The organism is Embleya sp. NPDC056575, assembly GCF_042793325.1.
GTDB lineage: Bacteria > Actinomycetota > Actinomycetes > Streptomycetales > Streptomycetaceae > Embleya.
Genome location: NZ_JBHTVA010000029.1, coordinates 90,337 through 105,214 on the forward strand (window position 1 = coordinate 90,337; position 14,878 = coordinate 105,214).

The 14,878-nt window shown below is 69.7% G+C and carries 11 protein-coding genes; 5 read left to right on the plus strand and 6 right to left on the minus strand.

Annotated elements, in window-relative coordinates; all coding sequences use genetic code 11:
• Window positions 1–6 precede the first annotated feature (6 nt).
• On the minus strand, window positions 7–2,040 hold the full coding sequence (locus ACFRCG_RS23595) for an MFS transporter (protein ID WP_380034412.1): 2,034 nt from the start codon (window positions 2,038–2,040) through the stop codon (window positions 7–9).
• Between the two features lie 234 nt (window positions 2,041–2,274).
• On the minus strand, window positions 2,275–3,306 hold the full coding sequence (gene glpX, locus ACFRCG_RS23600) for a class II fructose-bisphosphatase (RefSeq protein WP_379999669.1): 1,032 nt from the start codon (window positions 3,304–3,306) through the stop codon (window positions 2,275–2,277).
• A 216-nt stretch (window positions 3,307–3,522) separates the two neighbouring features.
• Between glpX and ACFRCG_RS23605 the strand changes: the two genes are divergently transcribed.
• Entirely contained in the window at window positions 3,523–4,047 is a 525-nt protein-coding gene (locus ACFRCG_RS23605; protein ID WP_380034414.1) for a DUF4245 domain-containing protein, read from the plus strand.
• A 357-nt stretch (window positions 4,048–4,404) separates the two neighbouring features.
• A complete protein-coding gene (locus ACFRCG_RS23610) occupies window positions 4,405–7,170 on the plus strand; it encodes an immune inhibitor A domain-containing protein (RefSeq protein WP_380034416.1) in 2,766 nt (921 codons plus the stop codon).
• 154 nt (window positions 7,171–7,324) lie between these two features.
• Here the strand turns inward: ACFRCG_RS23610 and ACFRCG_RS23615 are convergent, their stop codons facing one another.
• The 3 genes from ACFRCG_RS23615 to xseA form a co-directional block, all read right to left on the minus strand.
• Window positions 7,325–7,603 (minus strand): exodeoxyribonuclease VII small subunit, encoded by a 279-nt coding sequence (locus tag ACFRCG_RS23615; RefSeq protein ID WP_380034418.1) that lies wholly within the window; start codon window positions 7,601–7,603, stop codon window positions 7,325–7,327.
• A 29-nt stretch (window positions 7,604–7,632) separates the two neighbouring features.
• On the minus strand, window positions 7,633–10,356 hold the full coding sequence (locus ACFRCG_RS23620) for an immune inhibitor A domain-containing protein (RefSeq protein ID WP_380034420.1): 2,724 nt from the start codon (window positions 10,354–10,356) through the stop codon (window positions 7,633–7,635).
• Window positions 10,357–10,495: 139 nt separating this feature from the next.
• Window positions 10,496–11,725, minus strand: a complete 1,230-nt coding sequence (gene xseA, locus ACFRCG_RS23625; protein WP_380034422.1) for an exodeoxyribonuclease VII large subunit — start codon at window positions 11,723–11,725, stop codon at window positions 10,496–10,498.
• An 85-nt stretch (window positions 11,726–11,810) separates the two neighbouring features.
• Between xseA and ACFRCG_RS23630 the strand changes: the two genes are divergently transcribed.
• The 3 genes from ACFRCG_RS23630 (at window position 11,811) to ACFRCG_RS23640 (ending at window position 13,648) form a co-directional block, all read left to right on the plus strand.
• Window positions 11,811–12,953 (plus strand): acyltransferase family protein, encoded by a 1,143-nt coding sequence (locus ACFRCG_RS23630; protein WP_380034424.1) that lies wholly within the window; start codon window positions 11,811–11,813, stop codon window positions 12,951–12,953.
• 169 nt (window positions 12,954–13,122) lie between these two features.
• On the plus strand, window positions 13,123–13,392 hold the full coding sequence (locus ACFRCG_RS23635) for a type II toxin-antitoxin system Phd/YefM family antitoxin (RefSeq protein ID WP_380034426.1): 270 nt from the start codon (window positions 13,123–13,125) through the stop codon (window positions 13,390–13,392).
• Window positions 13,385–13,648 (plus strand): type II toxin-antitoxin system RelE/ParE family toxin, encoded by a 264-nt coding sequence (locus tag ACFRCG_RS23640; protein WP_380034428.1) that lies wholly within the window; start codon window positions 13,385–13,387, stop codon window positions 13,646–13,648. Before ACFRCG_RS23635 ends, ACFRCG_RS23640 begins: the two co-directional genes overlap by 8 nt.
• Window positions 13,649–13,782: 134 nt before the next feature.
• Here ACFRCG_RS23640 and ychF read toward each other — a convergent pair whose 3' ends face one another.
• Window positions 13,783–14,856 (minus strand): redox-regulated ATPase YchF, encoded by a 1,074-nt coding sequence (gene ychF / locus ACFRCG_RS23645; protein ID WP_380034430.1) that lies wholly within the window; start codon window positions 14,854–14,856, stop codon window positions 13,783–13,785.
• Window positions 14,857–14,878: the final 22 nt, after the last annotated feature.

Genomic DNA, 14,878 nt, shown 5'->3' on the forward strand with positions numbered 1-14,878 from the left:
TCGCCGTCACCCCGGGTGCCGGTCCGCCTCGCCGACGATGTGGTCGTGCGGGGTGTCCGTGGTCAGCCGGGCCAACTTGCGCAGCAGCGCGCTCAGTTCCTCGGACTGTTCGGGTGACCAGTCCGCCATCACCTCGGTGAGCATCTGCCGACGGGCCTCGACCAGCGCCTCCAGCGTCTCGTGGCCCTTGGCGGTGAGCACCATCGTGCCCTCTCCGAGTCGCTCGACGTGCCCGGAGAAGGTCAGTTCGTCGGCGTAGCGGCGGACCCTGGCCTCGGGCTCGTGGATGCGGACGGCGAGGTGGGGGATCGAGATCGGCCCGAGCTGGTCGAGTTGCACCAGCCCGTACGCGCAGGGCACCGACAACTCCACGCCCGAGCGGGCGATCATGCGCTCGTAGCGTGACCAGCCGTTCTCCCGGTGCACCATCTGTGCCATCGCCCGCTCGATCTCGTCGACCGAACTGCGCGCGGTGGGCGACATCAACGGGGTCTGCTCGGTCTCGCGGGTGGCCTCGCGCAGTGGCACCTCGCGGAGCAGGAACGACAACACGAACGCGACCAACACGATGCAGGAGGCGGCCAGGAAGACGGTTTGCAGCGACTGCGCGTACGCGTGGATGAATCCGGTCTTGGCCGCGGACGGCAGCCGGTTCAACTCGGCCGGGTTGATCGCGGACGAGGATCCCGGCGTGGTGCCGGGCGGCAGGCCCTCGCCGCGCGCGGCGGCCTCGCGCAGGTGGACCGCCAGACGGTTGTTGAAGATGGTGCCGAAGACGGCCGCGCCGAACGAGCCGCCGATGGAGCGGAAGAAGGTCGCGCCGGCGGTGGCCACGCCGAGTTCGGCGTAGGGCACGGCGTTTTGCACGGCGAGCACGATGACCTGCATGACCAGGCCCAGGCCGACGCCGAAGACGAGCATGTACAGCGAGGAGGCGGCGGTGGTGGTGAACTCGTCCATCCGCGACATCAGGAACATGCCGACCGCCATCACGGCGGTGCCCAGGATCGGGTAGATCTTGTACCGGCCGGTCCGGCTGATCAGTCGACCGCTGACGATCGAGGTGACCAGGAGTCCGCCCATCATCGGCAGCAGCCGCAGGCCCGACTCGGTCGGTGAGGCGCCGTTGACGACCTGCATGAACAGCGGCAGGAAGCTCAGTCCGCCCATCATCGCGAAGCCGACGATGAAGCCGATGCCCGCGGTCACCGAGAAGATCCGGTTGTGGAACAGGGTCATCGGGAGCACCGGTTCGGCCGCGCGCCGCTCGACCACGACGAAGGCGACGAGCAACACCACGGCCGCGACGCCCAGTCCGACGATCTGTGCGGAGCCCCACGGGTAGGTGGTGCCGCCGAAGGTGGTGAGCAGGACCAGGCAGGTGGTGCCGGCGGCCAGGAGGGTGATGCCGAGGTAGTCGATGCTCGGCCGGGTGTGTACCTCCTTGGTGTGCAGCGCGGCGGCGATCACCGCGAGCGCGATCGCGCCGATCGGGAGGTTGATGTAGAACACCCAGCGCCAGGTGAGGTGGTCCACGAAGAACCCGCCGAGCAGCGGCCCGGCCACCGAGGTCACCCCGAACACCGCGCCGAACAGGCCCTGGTAGCGTCCGCGCTCGCGGGGCGGCACCACGTCGCCGATGATCGCCTGGGACAACACGATCAGCCCGCCGCCGCCGAGTCCCTGGATCGCGCGGAAGGCGATCAACTCGGTCATGCCCTGGGCGATGCCGCACAGCACCGAGCCGATCAGGAAGATCACGATCGACGCCTGATAGAGCTTCTTGCGCCCGAACAGGTCGCCCAGCTTGCCCCACAGCGGCGTGCTCACGGTCGACGCGAGCAGATACGCGGTGACCACCCACGACAGGTGATTGAGCCCGCCGAGGTCGCCGACGATGGTCGGCAGCGCGGTCGAGACGATGGTCTGATCGAGCGCGGCCACCAACATCCCGAGCATCAGCCCGGTCAACACCAACCCGAGCCGGGGCGCGACCTCCACCCCGGCCGGACTGCTGCCTTGCCTGCGCTGCGCGCTCATCCGGGGCCTCCTCGATCGACGCTCAAGGAGGATCCCCACAAACAGGTACAAAATCCGCGCCTATTAGTGGGACAAGGCGCGAGGCCCGACGAAAAGCCCGACCGAGGCGCGCGATCACGCGGCCTCGCGATCACCCAGGCCTTCGCGTCCAACGCCGACCGGGCAAAATCCAGCCCGGCCGGCGTTCGAGGCGGCTCGGCCGAAGGCCGGGTCGAAAACCCCCGGCCGCGGGGCCTATCGCGCGTGGTCGAAGTCGATCGCGCTGTACGCCCGCAGCTTCGCCAGCCGATGCTGGCTGTCGATCTGCCGAATCGTCCCGGACTTCGACCGCATCACCAGCGACGAGGTCAGCGCCGTGCTCGCCCGATACCGCACCCCGCGCAGGAGTTCGCCGTCCGTGATCCCCGTGGCGACGAAGAAGACGTTGTCGCCGCGCACCAGGTCGTCGGTCAGCAGGACGCGCGAGAGGTCGTGCCCCGCGTCGATCGCCTTCGCGCGCTCCGCCGCGTCCTTGGGCCACAGCCGACCCTGGATCACACCGCCCATGCACTTGATCGCGGCGGCGGCGATGATGCCCTCGGGCGTGCCGCCGATGCCGAGCAGCAGGTCGACGCCGGTGCCGTCCTTGGCCGCCATGATCGCGCCGGCCACGTCGCCGTCGGTGATGAACTTGATCCGGGCGCCCGCCTCGCGGATCTCCTTGACCATCGAATCGTGCCGCGGGCGGTCCAGGATGCAGACCGTGACGTCCTCGACGGCGCTGTGCTTGGCCTTGGCCACCCGGCGGATGTTCTCCGCGATCGGCGCGGTCAGGTCCACCACGTCGGCCGCCTCGGGGCCGGTGACCAGCTTCTCCATGTAGAACACGGCCGAGGGGTCGTACATGCTGCCGCGCTCGGACACCGCCATCACCGCGACCGCGTTGTTCATCCCCTTCGCGGTCAGCGTGGTGCCGTCCACGGGGTCGACCGCGACGTCGCACTCGGGCCCGTGGCCGTCGCCGACGCGCTCGCCGTTGAACAACATCGGGGCGTCGTCCTTCTCGCCCTCGCCGATCACCACCACGCCGTTCATCGACACGGTGTGGATCAGGCTGCGCATCGCCTTCACCGCGGCGCCGTCCGCGCCGTTCTTGTCGCCCCGGCCGACCCACCGGCCGGCCGCCATCGCGGCTGCCTCGGTGACCCGGACGAGTTCCAGCGCGAGGTTGCGATCCGGAGCTTCCGGAGCGACTTCGAGTTGCGGGGGTACAGATTGGTCCGTCATGCGGCGGGCCTTCCTGTAGGGGAACCGGTCCGTGACCACGAGGGGTGCCCTGATCCCCCGGAGCCGTGTGCGCCATCGGGTGCGGGTGGCACGGCGATCGCGCGGCCCGGGTCCGGACTGGTTCCAACGGGATTGCCCCGATGTTATCGGTGGGCGGTGTTATCGGTGCGGGTAGGCCGTGCGGAACCGGCCGGCGGGCAATGCGACCATGTTCGGGTGGCGAGGAAGTCGGGTCGCGAGACCGTTCGAGACATGGTTCTTTCCCTGGGCGCGTGCGGCCTTGTGGTCGGTGCGCTGTTCCTGGTGGCTCCGCACAACGAGAGCGATCCCGTGCGGCGGGTCGCCTACGAGACGTCGTTCCGACAGGCGGCCCGGGTGGCCCCGTACCCGCTGCTCGCCCCGCAGGGCCTGGACGAGCGCTGGCGGGCGACCTCGGTGGACTACCAGGGCCTCGACCGCAACCAGACCAAGTGGCACATCGGGTTCATCAACCCCGCCGAGAAGTACGCCGCGGTGGAGCAGAGCAACGGCTTCAGCGACGAACTGGTCCGGGACAAGGGCAAGCGCGGCCGACCGATCGGCGATCGGGACGTGGCCGGCGAGCAGTGGACGGCGTACGACGGCCCCAAGTACCGCTCGCTGGTCCGGGTGCGCGACGGCGTCACCACGATGGTCACGGGCAACGCGACTTTCGAGGATTTGACCGTTCTCGCCGCATCCCTGCGTCCGGCCGCCGCCTGAGCCGAAATACGCGAGATCCGTCCGACGTATCGGGACGATTCAGGCGGCCCAGTGCACATGTTGCGCAGGTGCTTGTAAAGGTTTTGTAAAGACCCAACGTCCTCCCCTGCCCCGTTCGTTGCTCCCGCCCCTAGGGTCCGGAAGCCCGGTCGAACATGCGTCGGCGCCGTCGTGACCCGATGGTTGCCGGCACAGGTCCGCCGGGCTTTCCGAGCCGGCCCGACGCCGTGTGCGCTTGATCAGATCCCGCGCGGCGTCGCTTTGCGTCCGGGGGATGGCCCCCCGGTCGGAAAGGGGAGCACGTTGAGTCCATTGATACCCGGGAGGGGTGCGACGCCGCCCCAAGGCGTCCGGCGGGTGAAGCGCCGCGTGGCACTGCTGTCCGTGTCCGCGCTGGCGATCACCGGCCTCGCGGCCACGACCGCGCCCTCGACATCCGCCACGCCTACGCGCGTGGACACCACAAAGGCGGTGTGGAACCCGGGCCCCGAGGACCACTACGTCAACTCCGTCGATGCGGCGATCGACACCAGCGCGCTGCCGGACGATCCGGCCAAGGCGGCGGCGCTCAAGGCGCAGAACGAGCGCAACGCCGCGACCAAGCGCAAGAATTCGGACGGCAACCCGCGCGCCGCCGCCCAGCTCAAGGAGCTCGAGGCCGAGGCGGGCCGCACGGGCAAGAGCCCGGCCGAGATCAAGGCCGAGCGCAGCGGCAAGCCCGCCGACGCCACGCAGAACGCGAAGCTGCTCACCGTCCTGGTCGAGTTCAACGACCAGGCCAACGACGACTTCTCCGGGTACAAGCGCCCGACCAGCGTGTCGGACCCGACCTGTGTCACCGAGCCCCCCGGCACGGTGAAGAACGGTCCGCTGCACAACCAGCTGCCCAACCCGGCGCTGAACCCGAACGACAACAACACGCAGTGGGTGCCGAACTTCGACCAGGCCCACTACAACAAGATGCTCTACTCCAAGGAGGGCATCACCGAGCGCATGCGCACCGACCTCAAGGGGCCGGACGGCAAGCCGGGCATCAGCCTCGCGGGCCAGACCATGCGCAACATGTACGAGGAGATGTCGGCCGGAAAGTACTCCGTCTCCGGCGAGGCCACCTCCTGGATCAAGGTGCCGCACTCCGAGGCCTGGTACGGCGCGGGCGCCTGCGGCAACGCGCAGCAGGACAACAGCGGCAGCCCGCAGAACCCGCTCGGCGCGCAGCAGCTCGCCATCGACGCGGTGGACCAGCTGGCCAAGTCGCAGCCGAGCTTCCCGTGGGCGGATTACGACAAGGAAGACCCGGGCGACGCCGACCACGACGGCAACACCCAGGAGCCGGACGGCGTGGTGGACCACCTGGTCCTGGTCCACGCCGGCAAGGACAAGTCCGCCGGCGGCGGCGCCGAGGGCACCTACTCCATCTGGGCACACGCCTCCACCGTGCTCTTCGGACACCAGGTCCCCGGCAGCAACATCAAGATCGCCAACTACATCGTCCAGCCCGAGGACTCCGGAGTGGGCGTCTTCGCCCACGAGTTCGGCCACGACCTCGGACTGCCCGACCTGTACGACAACTTCAGCGGCGGGAACACCGACGTCGACTTCTGGGACCTGATGTCCTCCGGATCACACGCCGGCCCGCTGTTCCAGTCGCAGCCCGCGCACATGGGCATCTGGGACAAGTACGCGCTCGGTTGGCTGACGCCGGACCTGGTCAAGGTCGGTGACCGGCCCAAGGTCGCCACCCTGGGTCAGGCCGCGAAGACGCCCAAGGGCACCTCGCGGGGCATCCGGGTCAACCTGCCGAACAAGCAGGTCGCGGTCGGCAAGCCGCACGGCGGCAACGGCATGTGGTACTCCGGTCAGGACCAGGCCTGGTCCGACGTCCGGATCGAGCGCAACATCGCGGTGCCGGCCGGCTCCGACGTGAAGTTCTGGATGTGGAACGACTACGTCATCGAGCAGGACTGGGACTTCGGCTTCGTCGAGGTGTCCACCGACAACGGCGCCACCTGGAAGCAGCTCGCGGTCAAGGACGAGGCGGGCGCGCTGGTCAGCACGCCGGCCGACTACCCGGACCCGCAGAAGAACCTGGCCACGTTCCGCAAGACCAGCGGTCTGACCGGTTCCAGCAACGGGTGGCGGCACGACAACGTCGACCTGACCCCGTACGCGGGCCAGAACATCAAGCTGCGGCTGGACCTCAACACCGACGCCGCCTTCATGGAGAAGGGTTGGTTCGCCGACGACTTCTCGCTCACCAACGGCGGCACCACCGTGTGGTCCGACGACGTGGAGCAGGGCGACAACGGCTGGACCGCGATCAAGGGCACCAACGCGATCACCAAGGGCGAGGGCTGGGGCCGGACCAACGGCACCTTCGAGCGGGAGCAGTACTACCTGCTGGAGTGGCGCAACCTGTCCGGCTTCGACGAGGGCCTGAAGTACGCGTACACCGCCGGCGAGAACGGCAAGACCAACCGGGTCCCGTACAACGCGCCGGGCATGCTGGTGTGGCTGCGCGACAACGAGTACCAGAACAACGGCGTCAACTTCAACATCAACAACGGGCCCTCGTGGGGTCCGAAGGGTGAGCTGTTGATCGTCGACTCGCACCCGGACCCGCTGCGCTTCTCCGGCGACGCCGCGGCGCAGTTCCCCAAGCCCGACCCGAACACCCCGGGCATCGAGTCGAAGAACGTGTTCGGCAACCTCGGCTCCCGGTCGCAGTCGGCCAACGCGGCGTTCGGCTTCACCAAGACCACGCCGTTCACGGACTGCATCCCCGGCACCAAGTACTGCACCTCGTTCGAGGCGCAGAAGCCGGTGACGCTGTTCACCGACACGGTCGGCTGGGCGCCGGGCACCGAGATGTACAAGGGTCGCGCGCTGCCCAAGGACCGCTACGGCTCGGCCGTGGTCCCGGCGAAGGCGCCGTACACGACCAAGGTCACCAAGGCGGACGGCACGCCGGACAAGGACGCGTTCGGCAAGCTGTTCCACGGCTCCGAGTTGGGCACGGGCAACCCGGGCTTCGACAAGGGCTACGGCGTGACCGTGCTGCCGGTGGTCCCGCTTCCGGGCGGCTCCGGTGCGGTGGTCTGGATCCTGCCCGCGCAGAAGTAGGTTCCTCCGCGCGTGACGGTCGCGCGGCGGTGGAACCGTTAGGTCCGGTGGATCCGTTGGATCCGGTGGATCCGTGGGATTCGTAGGACGAAAGGGGCGCTCCCGAGTGGGGGCGCCCCTTTCGCCGTGCCGTTCGTGTGTCGTCCTCGCCGGGTCAGTCGTCCCGCTCGTCCGACTCGTCCGGCACGCCGTCGGCCGCGCCGGTGCCGGCGCGCTCGGCGCGGACCGCCGCGTCCAGGCGGGCCCGGGCACCGTCGAGCCACTGCTCGCAGACCACGGCGAGCCGTTCGCCGCGCTCCCACAGGGCCAACGACTCCTCCAGGGTGATGCCGCCGGTCTCCAGGCGGCGCACGACCTCGATCAGCTCGTCACGGGCCTGCTCGTAGGCCGGCGCCTCGTCCTCCGGCACGGATGCGGTCTGCTGCTCGCTCATGGCGCCAGCCTAGTTCGTGGGTGTCGGGGTCATGGGCGGGCGGAGGTGACCCGTACGACGGCGCCGCGGTCGGGGTCGTGCCCGGCCGGGCTCACCAGCGTGGCCGAGGCGCCGTAGGCGAGGGTGGGGCCGGGATCGCCACTGCCCAGCACGAAGCCCCGGTACGGCACGCCGTAGTGCTCGGGATCGGGCGAGCCGTCCGGAAGGACCACCCGGGTGCTGTACGGCCCGCGCGCGGGCACCACGGTCGACCCGTCGGTGAAGCGGTCCACGGGTTCGCCGTCGACGTACTCCACGCCCGGCGCCCAGCCGCGCGCGTCGGAGAACGCGCGGACCGGTTCGCGGGCGGCGAAGTCCTGGCACCACGCGCCGTTGGAGTGGCACGCGACGAACGTCGGGGTGGGCGCGAAGCCGAACGCGGCGTCGGCGGACTGGGCCCGGCTGTCCAGGTTCTTCCGCGGGTTGCTCTTCACCGTGTAGTGCTCGGCCGCCTCGCCCGTCCAGCGACGCGGGTCGGGGTGGGCGTCCACGAGCAGGGTCTGGCCCTTGGCGCCGTAGCCGGGCGGTGCGCCCAGATTGAAGTTCACGCCGTTGTTCTGGTACTCGGCGTCGCGCAGCCAGACCAGCATGCCGGGCACGTTGTAGCCCAACCGGCGCACCTGTACGCCCCGTTCGTCGTTGTGTCCGGCCGTGTAGGCGTGGCTCAGGCCGCGGTCGAAGCCGACGGGCGCGCGCCATTCCAGGAGGTAGTACTGCTCGCGCTCGACCTCGCCGGAGGTCTGCCCCCAGCCCGCCCCGCGGGTGACCGTGGTGCTGCCCTTGGTCGCGGTCCAGCCGTTGTCGCCCCGCTCCACGTCGTCGGACCACACCGTGCCGCCGTCGGCGCCGCCGGTGAGCGTGAAGTCGTCGGCGAACCAACCCTTCTCCATGAAGGCGGCGTCGGTGTTGTAGGTCAGGCGCAGCTCGATGGTTCGGCCCGCGTACGGGGTCAGGTCGACGTGGTCGTGCCGCCAGCCGTCGGTGGTGCCGGTCAGGCCGTTGGCCTTGCGCAGCTCGGCGAGGTTGTGGTTCGGGTCGGGGTAGTCGGGCGGGGTGCTCACCGGGTTGCCGGCCTCGTCCCTGACCGCGAGCTGGGTCCAGGTGGCGCCGTTGTCGGTGGAGGCTTCGACGAAGCCGAAGTCCCAGTCCTGTTCGATGGTGTAGTCGTTCCACATGGAGAAGGTCGCGGGGCCGCCGGTGGGGATCGTGAGGTCGCGGACGAGGCGGGCGTCGGACCACTCCTGGTCCCGCTCCGAGTACCACATGTGCGTGCCGCTGTGCGGGGTGCCGATCCGGACACGTTCGTCGGGCAGGTTCACCCGGACCGCGTCGCGGGTGCCGGGCGGCGGGGCGGCGGCGGCGCCGAGCAGCACGGTGGCGGACGCGCCGCCGACCGGGACGACCGGGGGATCGATCCAGCCCAGCACGTACTTCGACCACGCGCCCATGTGCGCGGGCATGGTCTGGAACAGCGGGCCGGCGTGTGATCCGGAGGACATCAGGTCCCAGAAGTCGACGTCGGTGTTCCCGCCGCTGAAGTTGTCGTACAGGTCGGGCAGTCCGAGGTCGTGGCCGAACTCGTGGGCGAAGACGCCCACTCCGGAGTCCTCGGGCTGGACGATGTAGTTGGCGATCTTGATGTTGCTGCCGGGGACCTGGTGTCCGAAGAGCACGGTGGAGGCGTGTGCCCAGATGGAGTAGGTGCCCTCGGCGCCGCCGCCGGCGGACTTGTCCTTGCCGGCGTGGACCAGGACCAGGTGGTCCACCACGCCGTCCGGCTCCTGGGTGTTGCCGTCGTGGTCGGCGTCGCCCGGGTCTTCCTTGTCGTAATCCGCCCACGGGAAGTCGGGCCGGGCGGCGGCCAGGGCGTCCACCGCGTCGGTGACGAACTGCCGTACCCCGCGCGGGTTCCGCGGGCTGCCGCCGTTGTCCTGGCGGATCGCGCCGCAGTGGCCGGCGGCGTACCAGGCCTCGGAGTGCGGGACGGTCACCCAGCCGGCCGCCTCGCCGCCGATCGAGTAGGAGCCGTGCGACATCTCCCGGTACATCGAGCGCATGGTCAGGCCGGTGAGGTCGATGCCCGGTTTGCCGTCGGGACCGGTCAGGTCGGGGCGGACGCGCTCGGTGATGCCCCGATCGGAGTAGAGCATCCGGTCGTAGTGATCCTTGCCGAAGTCCGCGACCCACAGCGTGTTGTTGTCCCCGCCGCCGACCGCCGGATCCGGCAGCAGATTGTGCCGGGGACCGTTCTTGACGGTGCCCGGCGGCTCGGTCACACAGGTCGGATCGGCCACGCTCGTGGGCCGGCGGAACCCGGAGAAGTCGTCGTCGGCGTGATCGTCGAACTCGACCAGGACGGTCAGCAGCCGCGCCTCGCGGTGCGGCGCCCCCTCCTGGGCCCGAGGACTGACCCCGGTCCGGGCGGCGACCGCCTCGGCCCGGGCGAGCCGGCGCGCGGCGACGGGATTCCCGGCGGCGAACTTGCGGTCGTACCGCCGGGCGTGCCGATCGGCCGCCAGGGCGCGTGCGCGGACCTCGGGGGAGGCGCCCGGTGGTCCGTCGGGCGGCAACGGGTCCCTCGGCGCGACGTAGTTGACGTAGGAGTCGGCGGCTGACGGATTCCACCGCGCGGGCGAGTCGTCGGCGGCGGCCACGGAGGACGTGGCGACGCCGGCGAGCAACAACGCGGACGCGGCGAGCAGATGACGCAACACATGCGCAAAATAGGCCGCTTCGACCGCTGATCGGGTGAGGTATGACGTCTTGTCCTACGAATGGGCCAAGCCGACCCGCCCCGCCACACCCGAACGAGCGAGACCCGGATGAGCGCGGCCCGGATGTCGCGAGCGCCCGTCAGTCGCCCGACGCCGGTGGGCCGTCCGCCACCACCACGTCGAAGCGGCCCGTGGACACCCGCGCGGTCAGCTGCTCGCCCGCCGCCACCTCGGCCGGGTCCCGGACCGCGTGGCCGTCCGCGCGTTGCAGCACCGCGTAGCCGCGCTCCAGGGTGGCCGCCGGGGACAGCGCGACCACCCGGGCGCGGGTGTGCGCGAGGTCGCTCTCGGCCCGGTCCAGAAGGTGGCGCAGGGTACGCCGCGAGCGGTCCACCAGGGCGGCCACCTCCTCCGCGCGCAGGTCCACCATCCGGTGCGGGTCGGCCAGCACCGGCCGCGAACGGGCGGCCCGCAACCCCTGATACTCCCGATCCAACCGCGCCCGCAACGCGAGCCGCCCCCGATCGCGCACCTGGTGCACCTTGTGCAACTCCTCGCGGATGTCCGGCACGATCCGCTTCGCCGCGTCCGTGGGTGTCGAAGCCCGAAAGTCCGCCACCAGATCCAGCAGCGGCGAGTCCGGCTCATGCCCGATCGCACTCACCACCGGCGTCGTACAGGCGAACACCACCCGCACCAATTCCTCGCTCGAGAACGGCAGCAAATCCTCGACGCTGCCACCCCCGCGAGCCACCACGATCAGATCCACATCCGGATCGGCGTCCAACTCCCGGACCGCCGCGATCACCTGCGACACCGCGCTGACCCCCTGCACCGCGACGTTCCGCACCGCGAACCGCACCGCCGGCCACCGCCGCCGCGCGTTCTCCAACACGTCCCGCTCGGCCGCCGAGGCCCGCCCGCACACCAGCCCGACCCGGTGCGGCAGGAACGGCAACGCCCGCTTGTGCCGAGGATCGAACAACCCCTCCGCGGTGAGCGATCGCTTCAACTGCTCCAGCCGGGCCAACAACTCCCCGATGCCCACCGGCCGAATCTCCGCCGCCCGCAACGACAACGTCCCGCGCGCCCGATACCAGTCCGCCTTGGCGTGCACGACCACCCGTGACCCCTCGGACACGATGTCCCCGACCGCGTCGAAGACCTTCCGGTAGCAGGTCACCGAGATCGACACGTCGTGCTCGGCGTCGCGCAGCGTCATGAACACCACCCCGGCCCCGGGCCGCCGGCTGAGCTGGGTGATCTGCCCCTCGACCCACACCGCCCCGAGCCGATCGATCCACCCCCCGATCAACCGAGAGATCTCGGCCACGGGCAGGGGCGCTTCGGCGGACGTCGTGAGAGCCATCCCCAGAGGTTATCCGCCCGGTCTCCACGCACTCCGATGCGGCGATCGACACAACGAAACAAGGGCGTCGAGCATTTATGCAGTCATGAGACCAGTGAGACTCGGACCGATCGAGGCCCCACCCGTCGCGCACGTGGGCAAGTCGCCCAGGGTCCGGCTGGCCGCTCTGGACGGGCTTCGTTTCCTCGCCGCGGTCATGGTCATGCTGTACCACTACGCCGGCTACGAGAGCGGCGACGAGACCCGGGCCTGGGACGGCCGGTCCGCGGCGGAACTGCTGCCGGGCCTGTCCCGGTTCGCCGCCTACGGCTGGCTCGGAGTCGAACTGTTCTTCCTGATCAGCGGGTTCGTGATCTGCATGAGCGGTTGGGGGCGCACCCTGGGCGACTTCTTCCGCTCCCGTGTGGTCCGGCTCTACCCGGCCTACTGGGTGGCGATACTGCTCAGCGCCGTGGTGTTGCGGCTGTGGCCGACGGTGCGGCACGCGCCCGGGCCGAGCGACGTGCTGACCAACCTGACCATGCTGCAACAGCCGCTGGGCGTCCCGCACGTCGACGGCGTGTACTGGACCCTGTGGGCCGAACTGCGCTTCTACCTGCTGTTCGCCCTGGTGGTGGGGTTCGGTCGCGGGGTCACCTACCGGCGTACGGTCCTGTTCTGCGTGGCGTGGACGGTGGTCGGTGTCTCCGGCGCCGGCGCGCACGACGACCTGCTCCAGGCCGTCACGGAGCCGAGGTACGCCCCGTTCTTCATCGGCGGCGTCGCGCTGTACCTGGTCCGCCGATTCGGCCCCGACCCGCTGCTGTGGGGCATCGTCGGCATGTCCTGGCTACTGGCCCAGAACTCCACGGTCGAGGAGATGCCCCGCCGGGTGGACGCGAACCCGCCACACCTGTCCGCGACGATCTGCATGGCCGTGGTCACCGTGTTCTACGCGCTGATGATCGCCGTCGCCCTCGGCAAGCTGGACCGCGTCTCCTGGTCCGGCCTGACCGGCCTGGGCGCCCTGACCTACCCGCTCTACCTGCTCCACGAAAACCTCGGCTGGACCCTGATCCACGCCCTCTACCGCCCGGGCCGCCCCGCCTGGCCCGTCCTCGCCGCGGTGACGGTCACGATGTTCATATCCGCCTGGCTCCTCCACCGCCTGGCCGAACGCCCGATGTCCAAGGCCCTCGACAAAGCCCTGAGCACATCCCTGGCCCGCCTCCGCACCCCCAACCCCTGAGCCCGAACCGGCCCACGACCGAAACAGCCCGGCCACTCCGAAGAGCAGCCGGGCCGCTTTGCCGCCTGACCTGCCTGTTTGTCCAAACGTGCCGAGGGTTCGCCAACCGGCCGGGTCCCGCTACGGCGGTGCGTTGTGTACACATGGGACACCCGGTACTCTTGAGCGCATGACGCAGCCACTGCCCATGGAGTCCATCCGCGACGTGCGCGCACACCTGGCGGAGGTCGTGGAGCGCGCTGACCGCGACGACGTGCCCACGGTGATTACGCGCCGCGGCAAGGAAGTCGCCGCCGTCGTCTCCATCGAGGTGCTGCGCAAGTACCAGGAGTGGGAAGAGCGCGAGATCAACCGGATCATCGACGAGCGCATGGCCAACCGCGCACCCGGCATCCCGATCGAGGACATCATGAGGGAGACGCTGGCGCGCGGTGAGTGAGTACCGAACCGTCTTCCGCCCCGAGGCACAGGCCGAACTCCGGAAGATCCCTCGCGAGATGGCACTGCGCATCCTGGCCAAGCTGACCGAGTTGGAGACCGACCCTCTCGGCTTCAACACCACGGCGCTCATATCCCGGCCCGAGCGTCGCCGCCTGCGAGTCGGCGATTACCGCGTCGTCTACACGATCGACAACGGGGAGCTGGTGGTCTGGGTCGTTCACGTCGGACACCGCTCCACCGTCTACGACACTTGATGTCGGCTGATCCGGCATCAGAATTTCCAGCACCCATCCGGCACGGTGACGGCGAAGGGGTCGGCTCCTGGAGAAGCCGACCCCTTCCGGCCTGCACGCTTGCGACATCAACTCGCGTGAAGTAACGAAATCGACTACACGTTGAAGCGGAACTCCACCACGTCGCCGTCCTGCATGATGTAGTCCTTGCCCTCCATGCGGGCCTTGCCCTTGGTGCGGGCCTCGGCGCGGCCGCCGGTTTCGACCAGGTCGGCGAAGCCGATCACCTCGGCCTTGATGAAGCCGCGCTGGAAGTCGGTGTGGATGACGCCGGCGGCCTCGGGGGCGGTGGCGCCCTTGGGGACCGTCCAGGCGCGGGCCTCCTTGGGGCCGGCCGTCAGGTAGGTCTGCAGGCCCAGGGTGTCGAAGCCGACGCGGGCCAGGATCGACAGGCCGGATTCCTCCTGGCCCAGGCTCTGCAGCAGTTCCAGGGCCTCGGCCTCGTCCAGCTCGATCAGCTCGGACTCGATCTTGGCGTCGAGGAAGATCGCCTCGGCCGGCGCGACCAGCTCGCGCAGCTCGGCCTTGAGCGTCTCGTTGACCAGCTCTTCCTCGTCCACGTTGAAGACGTACAGGAAGGGCTTGGCGGTCAGCAGGTGCAGCTCGCGCAGCGGCTCGGGGTCCAGGCCCGCGGCGAAGACCGTGGTGCCGGCCTCCAGGACCTCCTTGGCCTGCTGCACGGCGGCGGCGACGGCGATCTTGTCCTTCTGCAGCCGCGAGTCCTTCTGCAGGCGCGGGAGCACCTTCTCGATGGTCTGCAGATCGGCCAGGATCAGCTCGGTCTCGATGATCTCCTTGTCGTCGGCCGGCGAGATCTTGCCGTCGACGTGCACCACGTCGGGGTCGGTGAAGACCCGGATGACCTGGCAGATCGCGTCCGACTCGCGGATGTTGGCGAGGAACTTGTTGCCCAGGCCCTCACCCTCGGACGCGCCGCGCACGATGCCCGCGATGTCCACGAAGTCGACCGTGGCCGGGATCTTGCGGGCCGACCCGAAGATCTCCGCCAGCTTGTCCAGTCGCGGGTCCGGTACGCCCACCACGCCCACGTTCGGCTCGATGGTCGCGAAGGGGTAGTTCGCCGCGAGCACGTCGTTCTTGGTCAGGGCGTTGAAGAGGGTCGACTTGCCGACATTGGGCAGGCCGACGATTCCGATGGTGAGCGACAACTGGATTCCCTGGCTTCTCGGC

Coding starts and splice junctions, on each gene's coding strand:
- xseA (WP_380034422.1), bottom strand. CDS start 11,725: ATGGCTCTCACGACGTCCGCCGAAGCGCCCCTGCCCGTGGCCGAGATC.
- ACFRCG_RS23635 (WP_380034426.1), top strand. CDS start 13,123: ATGACGCAGCCACTGCCCATGGAGTCCATCCGCGACGTGCGCGCACAC.
- glpX (WP_379999669.1), bottom strand. CDS start 3,306: ATGACGGACCAATCTGTACCCCCGCAACTCGAAGTCGCTCCGGAAGCT.
- ACFRCG_RS23630 (WP_380034424.1), top strand. CDS start 11,811: ATGAGACCAGTGAGACTCGGACCGATCGAGGCCCCACCCGTCGCGCAC.
- ACFRCG_RS23615 (WP_380034418.1), bottom strand. CDS start 7,603: ATGAGCGAGCAGCAGACCGCATCCGTGCCGGAGGACGAGGCGCCGGCC.
- ACFRCG_RS23595 (WP_380034412.1), bottom strand. CDS start 2,040: ATGAGCGCGCAGCGCAGGCAAGGCAGCAGTCCGGCCGGGGTGGAGGTC.